18 protein-coding genes and 1 tRNA gene are annotated in these 19,755 nt (G+C 44.3%); 12 read left to right on the top strand and 7 right to left on the bottom strand.

Annotated elements, in window-relative coordinates; translation table 11 throughout:
- The first annotated feature begins 13 nt into the window (after positions 1 to 13).
- The 6 genes from WCK19_RS16790 to trxA (WCK19_RS16765) all read left to right on the top strand — a co-directional run bounded on the left by WCK19_RS16790 (position 14) and on the right by trxA (WCK19_RS16765) (position 4,730).
- Positions 14 to 718: a DUF4012 domain-containing protein gene (locus tag WCK19_RS16790; protein WP_342398557.1), complete on the top strand. Its 705-nt coding sequence runs from the start codon at positions 14 to 16 to the stop codon at positions 716 to 718.
- Positions 719 to 1,002: 284 nt separating this feature from the next.
- Positions 1,003 to 1,377, top strand: a complete 375-nt coding sequence (locus WCK19_RS16785) for a hypothetical protein (protein ID WP_342398556.1) — start codon at positions 1,003 to 1,005, stop codon at positions 1,375 to 1,377.
- A gap of 35 nt (positions 1,378 to 1,412) precedes the next feature.
- A complete protein-coding gene (locus WCK19_RS16780) occupies positions 1,413 to 2,429 on the top strand; it encodes a glycosyltransferase (RefSeq protein WP_342398555.1) in 1,017 nt (338 codons plus the stop codon).
- 245 nt (positions 2,430 to 2,674) lie between these two features.
- Positions 2,675 to 3,667, top strand: a complete 993-nt coding sequence (locus tag WCK19_RS16775) for a hypothetical protein (RefSeq protein WP_342398554.1) — start codon at positions 2,675 to 2,677, stop codon at positions 3,665 to 3,667.
- Positions 3,668 to 3,976: 309 nt separating this feature from the next.
- Positions 3,977 to 4,315: a thioredoxin gene (trxA, locus tag WCK19_RS16770; protein WP_342398553.1), complete on the top strand. Its 339-nt coding sequence runs from the start codon at positions 3,977 to 3,979 to the stop codon at positions 4,313 to 4,315.
- 82 nt (positions 4,316 to 4,397) lie between these two features.
- Positions 4,398 to 4,730 (top strand): thioredoxin, encoded by a 333-nt coding sequence (gene trxA / locus WCK19_RS16765; protein WP_342398552.1) that lies wholly within the window; start codon positions 4,398 to 4,400, stop codon positions 4,728 to 4,730.
- Between the two features lie 60 nt (positions 4,731 to 4,790).
- Here the strand turns inward: trxA (WCK19_RS16765) and galE are convergent, their stop codons facing one another.
- On the bottom strand, positions 4,791 to 5,777 hold the full coding sequence (galE, locus tag WCK19_RS16760) for a UDP-glucose 4-epimerase GalE (protein WP_342398551.1): 987 nt from the start codon (positions 5,775 to 5,777) through the stop codon (positions 4,791 to 4,793).
- Positions 5,778 to 5,990: 213 nt separating this feature from the next.
- Here galE and WCK19_RS16755 point away from each other — a divergent pair, with 213 nt between their 5' ends.
- Both WCK19_RS16755 and WCK19_RS16750 read left to right on the top strand, forming a co-directional pair.
- Entirely contained in the window at positions 5,991 to 8,093 is a 2,103-nt protein-coding gene (locus WCK19_RS16755) for a DNA polymerase (protein WP_342398550.1), read from the top strand.
- A gap of 61 nt (positions 8,094 to 8,154) precedes the next feature.
- Positions 8,155 to 8,700 carry a LysM peptidoglycan-binding domain-containing protein gene (locus WCK19_RS16750; protein ID WP_342398549.1) on the top strand — a complete coding sequence of 182 codons (546 nt, stop codon included), beginning with the start codon at positions 8,155 to 8,157 and terminating at the stop codon, positions 8,698 to 8,700.
- 65 nt (positions 8,701 to 8,765) lie between these two features.
- Here the strand turns inward: WCK19_RS16750 and WCK19_RS16745 are convergent, their stop codons facing one another.
- Together WCK19_RS16745 and WCK19_RS16740 are read right to left on the bottom strand one after the other, a co-directional pair.
- A complete protein-coding gene (locus WCK19_RS16745) occupies positions 8,766 to 10,217 on the bottom strand; it encodes a phosphodiester glycosidase family protein (RefSeq protein WP_342398548.1) in 1,452 nt (483 codons plus the stop codon).
- A gap of 87 nt (positions 10,218 to 10,304) precedes the next feature.
- Positions 10,305 to 10,377 (bottom strand) — tRNA-Ile (locus WCK19_RS16740).
- 54 nt (positions 10,378 to 10,431) lie between these two features.
- On the opposite strand from WCK19_RS16740, the gene WCK19_RS16735 reads away from it, so the two are divergent.
- From WCK19_RS16735 to WCK19_RS16720, 4 genes are all read left to right on the top strand, one after another.
- Positions 10,432 to 11,187, top strand: a complete 756-nt coding sequence (locus WCK19_RS16735; RefSeq protein WP_342398547.1) for a SpoIIE family protein phosphatase — start codon at positions 10,432 to 10,434, stop codon at positions 11,185 to 11,187.
- A 3-nt stretch (positions 11,188 to 11,190) separates the two neighbouring features.
- A complete protein-coding gene (locus WCK19_RS16730) occupies positions 11,191 to 12,636 on the top strand; it encodes a peptidase MA family metallohydrolase (protein ID WP_342398546.1) in 1,446 nt (481 codons plus the stop codon).
- Positions 12,637 to 12,746: 110 nt separating this feature from the next.
- A complete protein-coding gene (locus tag WCK19_RS16725) occupies positions 12,747 to 13,595 on the top strand; it encodes a hypothetical protein (RefSeq protein WP_342398545.1) in 849 nt (282 codons plus the stop codon).
- A 60-nt stretch (positions 13,596 to 13,655) separates the two neighbouring features.
- A complete protein-coding gene (locus WCK19_RS16720; RefSeq protein ID WP_342398544.1) occupies positions 13,656 to 14,312 on the top strand; it encodes a DedA family protein in 657 nt (218 codons plus the stop codon).
- Positions 14,313 to 14,325: 13 nt separating this feature from the next.
- Here the strand turns inward: WCK19_RS16720 and WCK19_RS16715 are convergent, their stop codons facing one another.
- The 4 genes from WCK19_RS16715 to WCK19_RS16700 all read right to left on the bottom strand — a co-directional run.
- Positions 14,326 to 16,074 (bottom strand): ABC transporter substrate-binding protein, encoded by a 1,749-nt coding sequence (locus WCK19_RS16715; RefSeq protein ID WP_342398543.1) that lies wholly within the window; start codon positions 16,072 to 16,074, stop codon positions 14,326 to 14,328.
- Between the two features lie 14 nt (positions 16,075 to 16,088).
- Complete coding sequence (locus WCK19_RS16710; RefSeq protein WP_342398542.1) at positions 16,089 to 17,039, bottom strand: ABC transporter permease; 951 nt, start codon at positions 17,037 to 17,039, stop codon at positions 16,089 to 16,091.
- A 117-nt stretch (positions 17,040 to 17,156) separates the two neighbouring features.
- Complete coding sequence (locus WCK19_RS16705; RefSeq protein WP_342398541.1) at positions 17,157 to 18,119, bottom strand: ABC transporter permease; 963 nt, start codon at positions 18,117 to 18,119, stop codon at positions 17,157 to 17,159.
- A 166-nt stretch (positions 18,120 to 18,285) separates the two neighbouring features.
- Positions 18,286 to 19,755: ABC transporter substrate-binding protein (locus WCK19_RS16700; RefSeq protein WP_342398540.1), on the bottom strand; the 1,470-nt coding region annotated here is incomplete at its 5' end.

Here is a 19,755-nt window from a genome sequence, read left to right as displayed (position 1 = left end):
CTGACCCTAAACGTTGGAAGCATCGTCTAACTCTCCTGTTTTAGGCACTCCCCCTACTCTGGAAAAACTCGACAAGCTTTTTACGCGACTGCAAGAACCAGATGTCCAAATGCGCTTTGCGCGTGTAGAAAATTTCTTTAACTCCCTTGTAAATGCACGTCAAAGTATAGATACTGGCAAACTTTCCATTACTAAATTGAAAGAAATCGTGGTTTTGTTCGACCAGAACGAGCAACAGGTACATAATGCCCTCTCGGTAGCGCATTCTTTACCGGCTTTGCTTTCTCCTGCGTTAGGCAATCCAACGCCACGAAAATATCTGATTGTAGCTCAGAATAGCGATGAATTAAGAGCTACTGGCGGGTTTATAAGTGCCGTTGGATTGGTGGAAGCGGATGGGAATAATCTGAAAATCCTAGACTTCAAGGATAGTTATCAGGTAGGCAACAAGCCCTACGTATTACCGCCAACCCCTTTGGCTCGGTATATGCAAGCGGGCGCATTAACCCTCAGAGACGCTAACTGGTGGGCTGATTTCCCCTTATCCGCCCGTACTATCGCTGGTTTTTATACACAGGATACCGGGGTTAAACTGGATGGAGTGTTAGCGATGGACATGCAAGCGGTTGCTTATCTGTTTGATGCGCTTGGCTCGCTTGAATTACCCAAGTATGGCGAGGTTTTGACCGGGCAGAATTTCCAGCAGCGGATACGTTAATATTACCTCCAACCCGGACAAGCTACCTCCGGTGATTGGTGGCTTAAACGAAAAGATTTCTTGGGAGACCTCTTTCGAGGTTTAGTAGGGAAAATGGAAAGCTCTGGCGGGATTTCCGCTTCTTTACATCTGGCGCAAGCGCTCTCTCGTGGCATATCCGAAAAACACTTGCTATTCCTATCCTTTCGATGCAAAACTAGAAGCCGAAATGGTTCGCTTTGGGCTGAGCGGACAATTCTGTTTCTCTCCACGCTACTCTTACTATCACTTATATCAATACTGGAATGAGACGAGAAGGAGACTCTCCTAACGGTTGTAAGTTGGAAGCCCGCTACGGAACTAGTTATGAGAGCATGATGGCGGGTTGCTACTGGGACTATTTGCGAGTGTATGTCCCGGAGGGGAGTCAGTTACTGGATTCATCCGATTTCATTTCAGATGGAAGTACAGTCGAGACTTTGAGTGAAGCAGGCAAAACCGCTACCATAATGTTTTCTTACCGATTGCCGCTAGGCGTAGAGGTTGATAATCAATACCGTCTCTTGGTACAAAAACAACCGGGTACCGATGCAATCCCTTTAAAAGTTGAGGCGTTAGACGGGACTATCTGGCAAGGTACACTCCAAACTGATTGGGTCAGTACGCCAATGCGTGGTTAAACATAAAGAAAACCTCATTCTCTTGGGAAAAAAATATGCCTACCATATATACCTTATCAGTAATAGTTCCTGTATATAATTCTGCTTCCACTTTAACTGCCTGTCTGGAAGCTCTGCTTGAACAGGATTTTAACCCTTTCGAGCTTATTATAGTGGATGATGGCTCTACCGACTCTACGCTGAAAGTAGCAAAAAGCTTCACCTCTAGGGGCATTAAAGTAATTTCCACATCACACCAAGGCGCGGCAGTGGCTCGGAATCGTGGGGTAATGGAAGCACAGGGTAATATTATTCTTTTCACCGATGCCGACTGTACGCCTGTTCCAAACTGGGTTTCAATGATGGCGGCTGGATTAATAGCAGGAATAGAAAAGGGGCAACTTGAAAACGTCAGAGTAGTAGGAGCCAAAGGGGTTTATGCCACTAAACAAAAAGGTTTGGTGGCACGTTTCGTACAGCTAGAGTTTGAGTATAGATACATCAGGTTGGCGAAACAGCCTTATCTTGAGTTTGTAGATACTTATTCGGCGGCATATCAGCGCAAGGCGCTCTTGGGGTGCGGAGGCTTTGACCCAAGCTTTCCGGGCGCAATTGTGGAGGATGCCGAATTGGCATGGCGGCTCGCATCACAAGGGTATCGCATGGTTTTTCTCCCGGCAGCACAAGTCGGACACACCCATGTTTCAACTATTTCTGCCTATTTCCGACGCAAATTCCGAATTGGTTACTGGCGCGTGGCGGTTTATGGGCGACACCCGGAACGTCTGGCAAACGATTCTCATACCTCGCGTGCTGCAAAAATCCAGATGGCACTAATCAGCGCAGGTATTTGCATCGGTTTGCTGAATTTATCGCTGAAATTGGTAGGGGCTAAGAAAGCGTCGGCAATAGCAAAGAACCTAACAGTTTGGTTAGCGTTTCTTTTCTACGCCAGCGCATCTCCTTTTTTGATACATAGCTGGAAAATTGATCGTGTCGCCACCGGCGCGGCGCTTTACTTAATACCTGTAAGGGCTTTGGCGTTCTCCTTTGGGGCTATAGGCGGGTGGTAGTCGCTTTATTTCGTAGATTTAATAAATTGAAAAAACCGCCTCAAAGCTTAATATCATTGCAAGAGGGAGCAGCAAAATGAAGTCAGGGCAATCTAGGGCTGGTTTATTTATACCACTTATGGACAGCCAGAACCTTTCAGTTCTACCTTTAACGGGTTAGCTCTTTTTGAAGGAATTGGCGCAGACACTCCTCTTAACACTTTCGGCAAAATTTACAAAATGTTTCTTCAAAGAAACCAAAAAATATGAAAAATGCGCTGACACGGTTCGCTGCTTCAGGTAAATCACAGCATGGGCTGAAATTTTACCTTTCGCTGTTAGGTTGGAGCTTGAGTTTGGTTACTCTGGCACTAATGGCAATGGTGCTGTGGAAGAACCGGGAATTATTGGCGCAAGCTTTCACTGATACTAGCCTAGTCTGGTTGCTGGCTTCCTTTTTACTCTATCTATTGACATCATTGGTTTATGTGCTGATTTGGCATCTAGTGGCACGTACCTATGGAGCAGGTGAATCTTTTATTCAAGATTTTACAACTCTCTCGTTGGTATCGGCGGCTCGCTACCTTCCCGGTGCAGTCTGGTCGTTTCTGGGCTTGATGTGGCTCAGCAACAAAATCGGAGTGACCAAACGCAGCATGGTGACAATAGCTCTTACCACGCAAGGATTGCATTTATCCATAGCTTTCTGGCTATCCTGTATTGGACTAATACTGGTGGCGCCGAGTGCAAATAAGGGTGAGAGTTGGAGTATAGCGCTGGTTGTGGGTTTTTCCAGCCTTCTTATGCTGCTTTTATTGGCGGTCTATCTGCGCTATTTCTATCCATTCCTCAAAAAGTTCAATCTAATGTCGGGCATGTATTCATCGCGTAAAATTGGAAATCTGCCCCTAGCTGGAATTACTTCATTAGCGGTGTGGGGGTTAAATGGGTTGCGTCTAACGCTGCTGCTTTATACTTTTGCTCCTAGCCCGGAATACTCTCGTTTGCCTTATCTACTATTTTATTGCATCTGGGTTTCGTCCATCACCAGTAGCGCCTCCAATCTATTCTTCTTCCTACCGTTAGGGCTAGGTGCGGTAGAACTAAGCCTACTAACTCTGCTTGGTTTGGTACTACCCTCCAGCCCGACAATATTGTTGGTGGTCACGCTCAACCGAATTCTACAAGTAGCAAACGACCTGATAGTTGCCTTGTATGCGGTTAGTCGCGAATTATCGAGCCAGTTGCGTCAGATTTGAGAAGGAACACTGAAATATAACCAATGGTATCTATAAAGATTGTGAATATATTGACATAGTAGATAGGGGTAGTTATACTAGATTTTAGCCGAATTAATACGGTTTATATAACACTATGCTTGTAATTTCTATTACTGGTATAGGTTTGAAGTGGTACACTACTACCTATTGTAGGTAGCCCTTTCAAAAGCAATTTAAAATAGCAAACGGCAAAGGCAGTGTATAAAACTTTACCCTTACTTTTACGTATAGAGTATTAGTATGTGTAATAATTAAAAATGTTTTTATCAAACGAGGAGTCCTTTTTTTATGGCGGTTAAACCGTTAACAATCAGCGATAATTCTTTCTCACAGGATGTTATCGCCAGCAGTAGTGACAAACCTGTCTTGGTAGATTTCTGGGCTGAATGGTGTGGTCCCTGCAAAATGATAGCGCCAACGCTTGAACAAATTGCCAGTGAAAATTCCGATAGACTCAAGATAGTAAAATTGAATGTGGACGAAAACCCGCAAACTGCACGGAATTTAGGTATAATGGGTATTCCAACCTTGATACTATTCAAGGATGGCAAAGCCGTCAAGCAAATTGTAGGCAACCGTCCAAAAGACCAAATTTTAGCCCAAATCGAAAAGTATATTAAAAACTAGGGCGCGATGTAGGCAATCATGTCGTAGTCGTAATTATTCAGTCTTTATTCAAATTATTTAGTATATTAGAGGAGAATATAAAATGGCTAAACCAGCAGTAGTATCCGACAATACTTTCCAGCAAGAAGTTATTAACGCCAGCAATGAGCAACCGGTGTTAGTAGATTTCTGGGCAACTTGGTGTGGTCCCTGCAAAATGCTTTCGCCTATCCTTGAGCAAATTGCGGATGAGAAAATCGGTAAGCTTAAAGTCGTTAAGATGGATGTAGATGACAATCCGGAAATTGCCAGCAAATTCGGTATTCTGAGCATCCCTACCATGATACTGTTTAAGAACGGTGATAAAGTTGCTCAATTGGTAGGTAATCAGCCCAAGGCGCGTATTCTCTCCCAGATTGAACCTCTTCTTTCCTAATCCAAATCAGCACTAACGAAAATAAAGACCCCTCCCAATTTCGTGGAAGGGGTCTTTTGCTTATTTATAGCCGTTTGGATGAGAACTATGCCATTCCCAAGCAGTACGGATTATTTCTTCAAGCCCATATTTTGCTTTCCAGTTCAACTCAACTTCTGCCTTGGAGGTATCAGCCCATATACCAACAGGGTCCCCTAGTCGCCGTGGAACAACTTCCGCTACAAAATCTACCCCACTGATACGCTTTGCCAAATCAACTACTTCTTGTACTGTGCTGCCCTCTCCAGTACCAAGATTATACGAAGTTGTCAGATTGGTTGCTTTCAGGTGTGCAAGTGCTGACACATGTGCATCGGCTAAATCAACCACATGGATATAATCCCGGACACATGTACCATCACGAGTTGGATAATCATTGCCGAAAATCAGCACTTTGGGAGTTACACCCAACGCCGCTTTCAGCACCACCGGCACCAGATTCAAGGACATCGTCCAGTCTTCCCCGATTTTAGAATCAAAAGAGGCACCCGCCGCATTAAAATAGCGAAGGCTAATCGAGCGCAACCCAAAAGAATGGTCATACCACTTCAAAATCTGCTCCACCATATATTTGGACAAAGCATAAGGACTTTCAGGGTTAAAAGGGTTATTAGTTTCGCTGGCAGGCAAGTTTTGAGGCGTACCATACACTGAGCAGCTTGAAGAAAAAATAAAATGGTTTATGTTATTGCGTACCATTGCATCTAGTAAGCTCAAAGTTCCGGTCACATTGTTGTTGAAATATTTGGAGGGGTTTGCCACAGATTCACCCACATTTTTGTAAGCAGCAAAGTGCATTACTCCATCGGGCTTTTCCGCCTGGAAAAGGCTATCCAACAAAGCTGAATCGGCAATATTTCCTAGTACCAATTTCGCCTGACCCAGTAAAGCTTTTTCGTAGCCGTATTCCATATTATCTAGCACAACCACTTCGTAACCACGATTAACCAGTTCGCGCACGGTATGCGCCCCGATATAACCTGCACCACCAGTCACAAGTATTTTCATGCGCTTAGTATCTCCTTATTAATTTTTAATACCGAACTTCTTAGCGATATTAAGGCACTTTAAGTCTTAGCGCAACTGTGTATATGTGGAGAACGGTGGAAAAGTCGTGGATAAAATTGGTGGATAAAGGGATTAACTTTTTTGAAGAATTATTATAAAATGAATATCGTAAAATTGTTCTAAAAACTCTTACAGGAATCAAAAACTATATAAATGTTAAAACTGGACGAATCACTAAAACAAGCCGAATCAGATTTACCTTCCTTCGAGGAATTGCTTCCCATTAACAACTTGATTTCAAGCCACGATGAAGTTACGTTTCGTAGCGAGGGCGAGTATCTGGAGATACTGAAGCAATATACGGCAGAAACAAACGCGCGTAAAGCCGCCCAGTTAGCAGCACGCGAAGAAACCAAAAAGAAAGCACCTGTAAAACCTGCAACCGCACCTGCCGAACCTAAGTCGCGTGTAACCCATACCAAAATTGACAATAGCAATATAGCTGAGAACTTCGGCACTACTAGCTACCCGCTCATTCAGGTTAGCGCAATGCCGCCGATTAAATTCGAGTTGATTTCGGACAATTTGCGGTTGGAGCAGATAATAGACCCCCTTCTTCATGAGCAGTTGTTGGGAGTTGATACTGAAACTAGCGGTTTGGATCCTTTTACCTCCAAATTGCTACTAGTACAAATTGCCTCCCCAGAAATATGCTACATAATTGACGCTTCCAAAGTACGCCTGACACCCTTAAAACGTTTGCTGGAGAACCCGCGTATTCTGAAGATTTTACAGAACGCTAAGTTCGATTATGAAATGCTGAAAGAGCGTGCGGGTATTGTGCTGGAAAATATCTATGACACAATGCTGGCAGAACGTTTGCTAACTGCGGGTGTCAGCAAAGAAAATAATCTGACAGCGTTGGTAAAACGCTATACCGGGGAAATTATGGACAAGGAGGTGCGAAAAACCTTCTATGGAGCTAACTCCATCGGGCATGTTTCACAAGATCAGCTAATGTATGCTGCCCGTGATGCGCTGTGCCTTTTCCCAATATACTCCCAACAACTCGCCAAACTTAAAGAGGAGAAAATGTTCAAGGTCGCCGATCTTGAATTTCGCTGTGTAGCAGCAGTAGGCGACCTTGAACTAGCAGGGTGTAAATTGGATACCGTCAAATGGCGTGCCATCCTTGCAGAGGTAGAAAAGAAACGAGACTTGGCGCGAGAAGAGTTAATGGGAATGCTACCCGGAGGCGCTACCAAACAGGCTTCTATGTTTGGAAACGATGAATATTTAATCAACTTGAACAGCAGTCAGCAGATTATGACCGAGTTCGGTAAGCTAGGTATAGCGCTGGAAGACACTTCCGAAGCCACGCTGAATAAACATAATCATCCGGCAGTTAAAAAATTGCTAGAATATCGTAGCCTCGAAAAAACTCTGGGTTCTTTCGGTGAAAGCTTGTTGTCACAGGTCAGAACCGAAACCGGGCGTATCCATCCCGATTTTATCCAATACGGCGCGGATACAGGACGCTTCAGTTGCTCGAACCCAAATGTACAGCAAATTCCAGCCACTTCTGATTTCCGCTCTTGCTTCATCGCGCAGGAGGGTTACAAGCTGATTACCTGCGACTATTCTCAAGCAGAGTTGCGTATTCTGGCAGAACTGAGCAGTGACCCCGCTTTTCTTGAAGCTTTTCGCTCAGGCGGAGATTTGCATAAGTTGGCAGCCAGCCAGATGTTCCAAGTGCGGGTTGAAGATGTATCAAAAGAACAACGCAACGCCGCTAAAGCCATCAACTTCGGGCTTGCTTACGGTATGGGTCCGCAAGGTTTGGCGGTACGCATTGATAAAACGGTGGATGAAGCACGCGAGTTGATTACCGCCTACTTTAAAGCGTTTAGCGGCGTACAAAAATGGCTGGATAAAGCCGGGCGTGACTCGGTGAAAAGAGGATATAGCCCTACTCCTTTGGGGCGCAAGCGTTATTATAATCTGCCATCTACCGATGACCCGGATTACCGAAAGCGTAGTTCTGAAATCGAGCGGCAAGGCAAAAATGCCCCGATTCAGGGCTGTAATGCCGATATGACCAAAATGGCGCTGGTATTTTTGCGCGAACGTCTGGCAGCCTATGATGCCAGAATAGTTAATACTGTACACGATGAAATTGTGGTTGAGGTGCGCGAAGATCAGGCGGAAGAAGTTTGCAAATTGGTAGAGCATGAGATGGTACGCGCCGGTCATGAAATTCTTAAAGAAGTTCCAATAGTTGCGGACGCAAAAATAGGCGATTACTGGAGCAAGTAAGGTTTTTACTCGTCCTTCCTCCCGACAAGAGCAGGGCATTTCCAGTCAAGAGCAACGGGTAATGGATGAATTCATAAAACATTCGCTACTCGTTTCTCAAGTCTGGAAACTTGACTTGATAGAGTTGTGGGGGTATATTCTGCATATGAAAATCAAATTGCGATCACAACTTCTAACTTGTATTATTCTACTGCTATCTTTGTCTACTCTTGCTGCTTGTGGATATTCTACCCCCACCGGCGGAGTGCTTCAAACACCCTATATTGTTATAGTAACACCCACACCATCTTATGAACGCCTTACTGTAAACGCTCAAGCCACCTTTCAAGCCTTACCCACCGCCACTCCATTGCCCACCGCTACAGCGGGGCAGACTCCTATCCCAACCACACCCATTAAAAGTACGCCTGCTTCTACTCCTACCCTATCGGTAAGCGGTGATGTTTATGTGGTTCAAGCAGGAGACACCTTGACCGGAATTGCAGTACGTCTTAAAGTTGATGTTGATGATTTAATAGCGGTCAATAATCTGAATGACCCTAACGCACTTTTGGTCGGGCAGAAACTGAAAATCCCACCCCGTGTTACTCCAACGCCTACTCGATAAATCTGTAAGCAGTTGAGCATATAACTGAAAACCCCTTCCGGTTTGGGAGGGGGTTTTAAATTCCGCTATCGGTTAACAATGTTTCGAGGAAAAGGCGGGTCTTTCCAGTAAAATACCACTGCGTTTGGAACCTGACGTTCTACCATGCCGCTTCCGTCACTAGGACGACTCACCAACTTACCATCCAAAGCCATAGTGCTACTACCGCCACCATCCAATTCCATCGCAGTAGTTGCGCCAAACTCAAGAAACAGGTCGGCAAATTCCTTTTGGGTCGTACCAATGCTGAAACCGGGCTGGTAGCCATCTGATTGTGCAACTACTAGCAGAGTTTTCTTATCGTTATAACCTATACCGGTGCGAGGCATGCGTGTAGTCAAGTAGTGGCTCATTTTCCACTCAAGGTCAAACTCTTCGCAGCGAGTGCCTTGATATTGCTTTTGAGTTACTTGGCTGCAATCACTCAGATTGCACAGACAATCTTGATTAAATTTGCCGTCTTTCAAAATGATAGGGCCACCGCTTACCGCTTGTTGGAAAAGCCCCAGATTATAATTTGTATTAATCATTATATGAAGTGGCTCATATTGTACAGCATTTTGTTTTAGCCAGCGCCAAGAATCTGTTCCCTGACGCGCCAACAAAACGTTATAACCTTCGCTAATTTTCCATTCTTTGCCGGTATAGTCAATATCTAAAACCATATTGTTAGGTGTAACCATCACCTTTATATCACCGCTGCGCCCTGCTACTGTCCGAGCCATTTCATTGTAGATACATAGTAAATCTTCACCCCGCCCACCACTGCATGTATTATTAAGCAATTGAAGGCTATGTTTCTCGCCCTTATCCGTAGAAACGGTGGAGGGCCATGTCCAATCTTGGGTAAAATAACCGATAAATGGCAACTTATCTTTTGTCAAAGCGAAAGTGGCACGATACTTTGGCGCCATTGCCACTTTACCATCTGAAATTACCAAACCTTGCGGCAAACCCTGACCGCTGAATAAATCGCCGTTTACCGCAGCTAGACCGTTAAACTCCTTTAGGAGCTTACTAGTTGGAGATACTCCGCTAAGGTAACCATTCTTCATAACAACGCGCAAATCAAATTCGGGCGCAGTCAAATCGAACAGCATTATATTGATTTTCAATGGACCCGGTGAGGTAAGCTCACGCCTGATGTAAACAACGCCGGGTCTTACCTGACGTACTACATCTTTGGGCTTGTAATCAAAGCGGTCAGAAAAAGGCAATGGGGTAGCAGTAGGCAGAGGCGTTGGGCTAGGCGTAGGCTTTGGGGTAGCGGTAGCGGAGGGGGTAGCAGTAGCAGCAATTACTTCTATAGTAGGCGCAAGCGTTGAAGTAACGGTAGGTAGGGATGTATTAATACCAACTGCTTCGATTTTATTGCTCGGTTGGGATAAAGTTATTGAAACCACTGTTCCTAAAACAACTGCCAGCAATGCAAAAGCAAACCAAACTTTAAGCTTTGCTACAGCCTTGAAAAGCTTCACCTATTGATTTTCCTTCTATATTTATACTACGGGAATTATGCTATAATTTGACCACAACGGTGTGGTAGATTGAGTAAAGAAGGAATATGGGCCCAGCAGGATTCGAACCTGCGACCTGTCGATTATGAGTCGATTGCGCTAACCGCTGCGCTATGGGCCCCCTACATCTCAAAAGCATGCGAATTATAGCCGATTTGAAGATACTTTTCAACTTATGCTGGAAATACAAATAGCTACTGCAAAAGTGAATAAATATGCCACTCGCGAGAGTGGAGACACCTTTGAGATTGTTGAAAAACCGGGAGTAGCGGGCGGTTTTACTGCGATTCTGGTAGATGGGCAAGGTAGCGGACGAGCAGCTAAATCTATCAGCAATCTTGTAGCAGGTAAATGTCTCTCCTTAATCAAGGATGGCGCACGCGATGGCGTTGCGGCACGCGCCTCCAGTGATTACTTGTATTTGCTAAAGTATGGGCAGGTCTCAGCCACCTTGAACATACTCTCAGCCGATTTCGCCACCAATACATTAGTTATAACCTGTAACAACCCCATTCCAGCCTATGTAGCTCGGCCTTCCGAAAAAACCGAACCGGAATTAGTAACACTGAAATCAGATACCACGCCTATTGGGATTTACCCGCGCACTCGCCCCCATATATATGAGTACCCGCTCGAACCCGGTTGGTGGGCTTTTGCTTTCACTGATGGAATTACAGGAGCAGGTTCACGTTACAATACACCAATTGACCTGCCAACCGCTATTACCAACATTCTTTCCCAAGAAAATGCAACCGCTCAAAGCTGCGCCGATGCTTTATTGGAACTAGCGATATGTCATGACAAGCAACGACCTGCGGACGACATGAGCGTAGTGGTAATGGCAGTCAAGAATAGGTCTGGTGAGGATGGCGACTCAATTCCCCGACGCATTTCGATGAATATTCCTTACTTGCCTGTTATAGGGAGCTAAGAGTTGAACCCACTATACCTTCGCAAAAGCTACTCTTTTGTTTTCTTAATTATTATCTTATTGCTTTACAATGTCCTGATTTTATTTACAACGACACAAGCACACGCACAGGCAAACGCCGCGGTAGTCGAATTTACCGATACCTCCGCTCTAGCACGTTACAAAGTGGGTGTAAAATTCAACCTTAAAGCACAAATATCCAACGCTCTATCAAATAAACTTGAGCTGAAGGTGAGATTTGGAAAGCAAGGAGCCGAGAACACTTATCCGGTTGATATACAGGCAGGAGCGCAAGTTAACGCAGATTATACGGTGCTGCACAATAATAACAATATGCCTACCGGTGTGCCACTTTTATATAGCTGGGATTTGACCCTAAATAATGGAGCGCACGCCATTTCTAACCAAAGCCTTATTATTTACCAAGACAATAAAGTATGGAACCAACTTGAAGGTAAAAATGTCACTATGCGCTGGTATTCAGGTGATAACAGCTATGGGAATCTTATGTATAATGTTGCCGCCGATTCACTCGCTACCTATGAAAAGCGTTTCAATATGGCTATCTCAGATCATATTTACGTTTCGATTTTCGCCAGCGATAGAGATTTCTTTGATACGGTTGATGGGCGAATACCGGCATGGGCAGGAGGTGTGGCATATCCTGAAACGGGAGAGGTGCTGCTAATTGCAGCGCTGGACAACAACGCCAGCCAATATATCGGCTATGGCATACCCCATGAAATGGCGCATATGGCTCTTTATCAATTTGTACACAAAAGCGTACCTCATTGGTTGGACGAAGGCTTTGCAGTATATAATCAGAATAGCCAGAATCCAAATTATCTAAAAATAGTTAAAGATGCCGTACAGAACAATACTCTTTTAGGCTTCGATTCAATAACACAAGGATTTCCAGTTGATGCAAAATTAGCAGAACTGGCTTATGCACAAAGTGTAAGCCTCATTACTTTTTTAATAAACAAGTTGGGAGATGCCGCGTTCTGTAATCTGTTAGATCAGTTGCGTACTAAAACTTTCAAAGATGCTTTCAATGCCACCTATGGAGTGCCTTTTTCTGAGGTTGAACAACAATGGCGTAACAATATTAGCGGTAAAACCATAACATTAATTACTCCACTGCTTACCGGCAAGGTCAGCGCATTCCCTTCTACTGATAATGCAAACAGTATTACCGTTAGCGGGTTGCGTTGGGAAATGTTTTTTGGTGGCGGAATGTTGACGTTGGCAATCCTATTTTTCTTGATTTTTTATGTTACAAGACGCGCCCGCCGCATCGTTGCAAGGCAAAGGGCATTGCAATCTGTACCAGTTAATAATTCCTACAATATAGCACCCCAACCTAACTATCATAATGGACAGAATCCGCTGGTAACGCCGCCTGCTCTTCCTGAATACTATTCTGATGATTATCTTTCTCACAGGTAACAAGCTAGATACGGTTATAATCTTTTAGCTTTATATCTTTTTCTTTAAACTTTAATAGCATTACCATTTCTTCATTGACCTGAAATCAAGGCTAGGCTATTATCAATTATATGGAAAAGATTAATTTGGCTGAAAATAGCAGCGAAAAACAAGATAATGAGTCTGTTGAAACCCCACCCATTACGCAGGGTGAGGAGACTGATGACATTATGCCCTTAAAGGTTGCTTCTGGCATCGCTTCAAGAGGCGGCGGCAACCGCATTGCCTCGGCAATGACCCGAGCCAATAAATTCTTTGGTTTTGTGGATACAGAAGATAGCGAAACAATTTCACGCTTGGAAGGTGCGCCAGAGTTAGCAGGAGCGCAACAACCTGTCGCTAAACCCGGACGTAAAATCATTCTCGGTAGGGGTGCAATCGCCGCTTTGATTGTCATGCTCTTTACCATACCTCTGCTAGTATGGCTAGCTATTTCAGTGTTTGATTTGAACAGGCAAGTGAATGCCCTGATACAGGCTAACTTACGTTTGCAGGAGCAAAACGGACAAAATCCGGCGTTGGTAATGCTATTAACCTCACCAAAACTTACATCCTATAAATTCGATAATGCTGACCCTGTACCACAGGCAGAAGCTTACCTACATGTTGGTAGCACCCGCTTATGGGCATTGAGTACCCGACAGCTTAACGGTAGTATCGGGCGGGATCGCCAAATCGTTTTATATGCTGTAAAAAAGGTTCAAAATCCCGGTCCGGACGATTATACAATCCTATCAATTTTTAGTCCCTTATCTGTCACCCTGACTATGATTGATAATATTCCGGGAGATTTTAGCCCACAAAACTATTCACGGCTAATCATCACTGATGAGCCGCTCAATCAGGAGCCAAAAGGCAAACCTATAGGTTTAATCAGATTCAGCCTAGATGTGTCGAAGGTCACTGTCTTAAATCCCTAAGATTGTTTAAATTGAGCTAGTGTTTTATTTCTCTTCTCATAGTAATTTCGAGTAACAAATATGGAATATCAAATCTTTCTTCAAAATTTAGCGCCATGGGGCTACGCCATACTTTTCGTCGTAGTTTTGCTGGAGAATGTGGGCGTACCTTTGCCTGGTCTGACCATTGCGTTGACAATGGGAGCATTATCGGCAGTAGGCTATTTTAATTTCTGGCTGGTAATGTTTCTTACAATAGGTAGCGGAACTCTAGGCGGGTTTATCGGCTATTGGATTGGTCTAAAAGGGGGCAGATACCTGATTCAAAAGTTTGGGCGTTTTCTGTTTATTACACCAGAACGTTTCTCAAAGGCTGAGATGCTCTTTAATAAGCACGGTAGCAAAGCAATGTTGATTCGCTGCTATCTGCCTTTTATTTGCGTTTGGGGTTGTAATCTGGCGGGAATAACGCAAATTCATTTCCGACGTTTTGCGCTCACAAATATAGGAGGGTTGGTAATTTGGTCGGTAACTAACCTCACGCTCGGATTTCTGTTAGGACAAAGCTTTGAAATGCTGAACAAGCTAATAAACGGCTTTGCAGCAGTTGTATTTGTTTTAGTTGTTCTGGGTGGAATATTTGTCTGGCAAAAGCGTCGCCGATTACAGCCAAATGATTATGTCAAGCTGAATGAACCAGTAACAATGCCTGTTCCCATTGAAAAACCAGAAATTTAGCAAAACAGTTAAATTAAGGCTTTAGCAAATACCAGTCAGTATATAGATTAGCCGAGACACCACCATAGGTCTGTGCAACACCACCGACCCTCTTATTAATTACAATCGTGCCTAACTCAGCATAGAGATAGATATAAGGTAAGTCTATAGCTTCTATTTGCTGTATCTGAGCAATTAACACTTTGCGCTTGTCAGCATCCTGTTCCAATCGAGCTGTACGATACAAATCCAGCAATTTATCATTGCGATACGCCCCGCTGTTTAAGTCCGGCACATTCGCCCAGATTTCCCCGAAATTCTCAGGGTCATAATCGGTTTGCCACCCACCGAGAAACAAATCATAATTACTATTCGGGTTCTGGAGAAGCTTAACATAGCTGCTAAAATCAAACTCTTGCAACTCAAGGTTAATCCCCAACTGCTTGTAAGATTGTTTTAGCGATTGAGCGAAGGACGAATAGACCGGACTAGGGGCATTATAAGCTAGTTTTAAAGTTGAAACGTCTGTGCCGTTTGGTGCAATCAGCTTTGTGCTAGAAGCGTTATATCCGGCAGCTTTGAGTAAATCGAACGCCTTATTAGGCTCATAAGCGAACTTTTGCGATGGCTCTTGATAGTAGGGATGCCATGGAAGCACATCTGAATATTGCAACCGTCCCAAATCTGCCCTTGTGCTGGCTAATAATTGCGGACGGTCGGTAGCATACGCCAAAGCCTGACGCAAATTTTTATCCTGTAAATAAGGCTTTCTGAAATTAAACCCGACATAGTGAAAAGTGGCTCGCCCCGGTGTCCAGCGATAGTTCTGCACATTTGAAAGATTCTCAAAAGAATCAAAGTTAGTGGCTTCAGGATTGTAAAAATCCAGTTCATTATTCTTTACTTTTTGCAGAGCAACTTGGCTATCCGCCACAATCTTTAGGGTGAGGTTCTCCAGAGCGGGTACCGGATAAATGCTAGAATTTGGATTGTGGGCAAAGGTTATATACTCTCCTTGCTTCCACTCTTTCAATAGCCATGGACCGCTAACCACGCTGGGTTTGTTTATTTCCGGGTTTTTTGCTGGGTTATTCCAATCCAATTTTTCCCAGATATGCTTCGGTAAAGGCTCGATAACATCCGCCCGTGTAACCATATCAAAGGTAGTGGAATGAAGCTTAATTACAAGTGTTGAGGAATCTAGGGCGATATAACTTTCTATACCTTCCGAACCGCTTTTATCAGCCTGATAGATTGCGCCGATAGCATAAAACCAGCCGTTTTCAGCTTTGCGAGCTTGCTCATAAGTCCACACATAATCATCGGCAGTAATCGGCTGCCCATCGCTCCATTTCAAACCCGCTTTAAGCTTAAAGGTGACGGTGGAAGTAGCAGAATCGCTCGTCCAACTCTCTGCGGCATTTTTATCGAGCGTTAGTGTCAAAGGATTGCGGCGAGTTAAGGAAGCAGCATAAAGCAAGCTTAGATATTCAAAACTTGCCGGGTTAGTAGTTTTATAATAATGTAAAGTATCGGCTTCTCTTATTTTCGCTCCGGTTACAGTCCCTCCTGTAATTTCGGCGCTGGCGGAAATAGGCGGAACTTTTAGCAAATCATTGGTAGGAGGGGGAGCTAAAGTAATTACAGAAGTGGTAGAAGTAACAGAGGGGCTTCCGGTAGCGCGGTCAGATTCATTGCTGCACGCGCTCAGGATAACAACAAGTATCAAGCATAAGGACATAAAAACAGAGACAGTTTTAAAACCGCCCCTATGCAAACTCAAAAACATGTAACCGATTATTTACCTTTCAGTCGCGGGTCAAATGCGTCTCGCAAACCGTCCGCAACCAGATATACGCAAAGAATAGTGAGGAAAATAGCGAACGCCGGGAAATAAACCATCCAAGGTGCGCTGGTAAAATACAATTGGGAATCACTCAACATATTGCCCCAACTTGGAACAGGTACGCTTATACCAAAGCCCAGAAAACTTAACCCAGCTTCGGTTAACATCGCGCCCACCACATCAAAACCGGCTTGCACCAGCATCAAGGAAGCCACATTCGGAAGTATATGCACCATGAGAATACGTAGTGTACTCGCGCCGCTGACTCTTGCTGCATCCACATAATCGCGGCTTCGCAGACTCAAAACTGCACCACGAATAAACCGGGTAGTCCCAGTCCAACCGATAAGACCTATAATAATCGAAAGGCTTAAAACATTCGGTTTCCAGATTATTGACAGAATAATCAGCAGGAAGAGGCTTGGGATGTTATTAATAATTTGTACCGACGCATTGACTCCATCATCAATTATGCCCCCAAAGTAACCACCCAACAAACCAAGGGTAGTACCGATAAATATCGAGATGATGGCGGTAAGAAACCCAACGCTAAGTGAAACTTGACCACCGTACAACACGCGCACTGCCTGATCGCGACCTAATTCATCCGTACCAAGCAAGTGACCTCCAACGCCGGGACCAACCGGAGGTTGGTAACCCATTGTCAGTAGATTAAAGTCAATAGTATCACGTTCTTGTTTCAGTATAGTCTGAGCAATCCACGGAGAACCAACCGTCAGCAGCGCGATTATCACAAAAATAACTAACGCCAGTACACTCAGTTTATCCCGAAAAAACCGAGAAAAGGAAGAAGCCCAAAAGCCTTGCGAACCTGCCTTTCGCTGAGTGACAGACCTATAATCAGCGCCGGAGGGGGTTTCTTTAGTTGCAGCTTGACTCATTTGTTTGTATTACCCGATGTATTCTTCAAGAAATGTAGTTTTTTTATAGTTTGACTGATCAGGCAAGGGGCTTAAGCCCCCTTGTTTCTATTTTACTGTGCCGAACGAAAGCCCTGTTTAAGTATATCTAACTCTGGGGTCAACCAGCCCATATCCAATATCAGCCAACAAAGTACCAAGAATTGTAGCGATAGTGGTCATGAAAAGAATAGCCAGTAAAACGGGTGTATCGCGGCTTCCGGCTGCCTGAAAATAGAGCCTGCCCATCCCGGGCCAGTTGAAAATTGTTTCGGTAATGATTGCGCCAGATAACAAACTCGGCAAGAAATAGCCAAGCAAGGTAACGATAGGTATCAACGAATTGCGTAGCACGTGCCAACGGTTAACCTGTTTGGGAGGCAAACCTTTCGACTCGGCAGTACGCACATAATCTTGGCTTAGAACCTCCAGCGTTTCAGCCCTTACGAAACGGGTAAAAGCAATCAATGTGCCGGAGGATAACAAGGCTGCTGGAATCATCAGATGCCCGAACCAAGAGAGAATGGGAATTACCTCTGTCCCGGAGGTTGGCATTAACGGGCGTTCATTTTGTGGAAACCATTTTACGGTGTTTGCCAATATTATAATCAACAGCAAGGATAACCACCAGACTGGCATACAACTACCCACAACGGTTAATATCCTTACAACGTTATCCCCCATTTTCCCGCGATTTTTAGCGGCATATATGCCAATGGGAATACCAAGCATTCCGATTAAATAACTGAAAAGTCCTAATTGTAAGGTAGGTAAAATACGCCCTGAAATTGCATCCCATGTAGAAATTGGCTGACTAAAAGATTTCCCAAAATCGAGGGTGAAAGATTTAACCATCCAAGTAACATATTGTTCATAGAGGGGTTTATCTAAGCCAAAACTAGCTCGAATTGCTTGTATTTGTTCTTTGGTAATGCGGGGATTTTGTGTCAGGGCAGCTTCTGGTCCACCCGGCGCAAGATTAATCAGCAGGAAACTGAGGCTCATTACAGCCCATAATAACACTATAGCTTGCAGTAACCTGCGAATTATAAAGCGCTGCATTATTTTTATTTATTCCTTTTATTAAACATTTTTTGATTCGTATTTGATATTGTAACAGATTAGACCTTTATTTTATTAAGGATAGCAGAAGCAATGCTACCATCGCTCCTGCTATATTTCGGGTTATTCTTCCATGAGTATGATTCACGAAAGAAATTCAACGGGACTAGCTGGCGTAATACCAGCGGGTTAGAGCATCGTTGTAATAGAGTTGGTCACCATTGTTAGGCACAACACCCTGTACCTTCTTGCTGAAAAGGCTGAAGCTGTTGATGTTCCACAAGAAGAATACCGGCGTATCATCGCTGATAAGCTTCTGGGCTTCATCATAAAGCGTCTTGCGCTTGGCAGTATCAACTTCTTTGGCGCCGAGTTTGAATATTTCATCTACACGAACGTTGCTGTAGCCGGTGTTATTTTGAGTACCAGTAGAAATGATATTAGCTTTGAAGCTATCCGGGTCAGGGAAGCCACCACCGGCTGCTGCCAGTGAAATATCGAAGTCTTTTGACTGCACTTGCTTGACATAGGCATTGAACTCTTTACCGTCCACCTTTACGGTGATACCAAGTTGCTTGAGTTGTTGCTCAAGATAGGTCGCAATCAGCTTGCGCGGGTTAGAAGAGGTCGGGAATACCACCGTCAACTCAATTGCCTTACCGGTTTTATCCAGCAATTTGCCTGCATCAAGTTTGTAACCAGCATCCGACAGAGTCTTCTTGGCAGTATCAAGGTTATACTTGAATTCGTTTACCGACTTATTGTAGTAAGGACTAGCCGGGTTAACAAAGCTGAATTGAGCAGTACCCAAGCCAGCTTCTGCCAGCTTAATCAGATTATCGCGGTCAATCGCGTAATTGATAGCGCTGCGGAAAGCTTTGTCATCCATCGGGGCGCGTTTGGTATTGTACTCAACATAGCGATAGGTGCCGTTTACAGCCGACCATTCAACCAGATTCAAGCTAGAATCTGCTTTGGAAGAAGCAACTTGGCTAGAAGGGATATTCTTAGCCCAATCTGCCTGATTGGTCTTAACCGATTCAACTACGACAGTAGCAGAACCTCCGGTAAACACCACTTGATCGAAGTTGGGTTTGCCACGATACCAGTTAGCGTTCGGTTTAAATACGCCCGCTTTTTTGGTATCCCAGCTATCAATCACATAGGGACCATTGACTACGGTAGGTTTCAGAATTTCAGAGTTCTGAGCGGCATCAAAGAAGGGCTTGCCCGCCCATACTTTGGAAGGTACCGGCGCAATCAGGGTAGCATAAACAAGCGCCAAATCAGAAGGATAAACATCGTCCAAAGTTACTACAATAGTACCGGCGGTCTTGTCAGTTTTGAAAGAGGTTATTTTCTTGGCATCATCCAAACTAACCCAGTTCGCATCGGCGTTAACTTTGTCTTCTTTGGTGGCGTTGTCGAAAGCGTACTGATAATCATCCACCGTCACCGCTGAACCATCGCTCCACTTAACGTCGGTACGCAGAGTGAAGGTAAAGGTTTTGTTGTCACTGGAAATCTTCAGGTCTTTGGCATAATCCAATTCAAACTTCAAAGTAGTAAAGTTATAGGTAGCCAAACCACCCGCCCACAATAGGTTATTAGCTTCGATAACCGATTCGGTATAGTC

The sequence above is a fragment of the Candidatus Chlorohelix sp. genome, from assembly GCF_037138995.1.
Lineage (GTDB): Bacteria > Chloroflexota > Chloroflexia > Chloroheliales > Chloroheliaceae > Chlorohelix.
This window is presented reverse-complemented; position numbering and strand designations above follow the sequence as displayed.

Coding starts and splice junctions, on each gene's coding strand:
- WCK19_RS16735 (WP_342398547.1), top strand. CDS start 10,432: ATGCTGGAAATACAAATAGCTACTGCAAAAGTGAATAAATATGCCACT.
- WCK19_RS16785 (WP_342398556.1), top strand. CDS start 1,003: ATGAGACGAGAAGGAGACTCTCCTAACGGTTGTAAGTTGGAAGCCCGC.
- WCK19_RS16755 (WP_342398550.1), top strand. CDS start 5,991: ATGTTAAAACTGGACGAATCACTAAAACAAGCCGAATCAGATTTACCT.
- trxA (WP_342398553.1), top strand. CDS start 3,977: ATGGCGGTTAAACCGTTAACAATCAGCGATAATTCTTTCTCACAGGAT.
- WCK19_RS16710 (WP_342398542.1), bottom strand. CDS start 17,039: ATGAGTCAAGCTGCAACTAAAGAAACCCCCTCCGGCGCTGATTATAGG.
- WCK19_RS16720 (WP_342398544.1), top strand. CDS start 13,656: ATGGAATATCAAATCTTTCTTCAAAATTTAGCGCCATGGGGCTACGCC.
- galE (WP_342398551.1), bottom strand. CDS start 5,777: ATGAAAATACTTGTGACTGGTGGTGCAGGTTATATCGGGGCGCATACC.
- trxA (WP_342398552.1), top strand. CDS start 4,398: ATGGCTAAACCAGCAGTAGTATCCGACAATACTTTCCAGCAAGAAGTT.
- WCK19_RS16705 (WP_342398541.1), bottom strand. CDS start 18,119: ATGCAGCGCTTTATAATTCGCAGGTTACTGCAAGCTATAGTGTTATTA.
- WCK19_RS16750 (WP_342398549.1), top strand. CDS start 8,155: ATGGATGAATTCATAAAACATTCGCTACTCGTTTCTCAAGTCTGGAAA.
- WCK19_RS16780 (WP_342398555.1), top strand. CDS start 1,413: ATGCCTACCATATATACCTTATCAGTAATAGTTCCTGTATATAATTCT.
- WCK19_RS16775 (WP_342398554.1), top strand. CDS start 2,675: ATGAAAAATGCGCTGACACGGTTCGCTGCTTCAGGTAAATCACAGCAT.
- WCK19_RS16725 (WP_342398545.1), top strand. CDS start 12,747: ATGGAAAAGATTAATTTGGCTGAAAATAGCAGCGAAAAACAAGATAAT.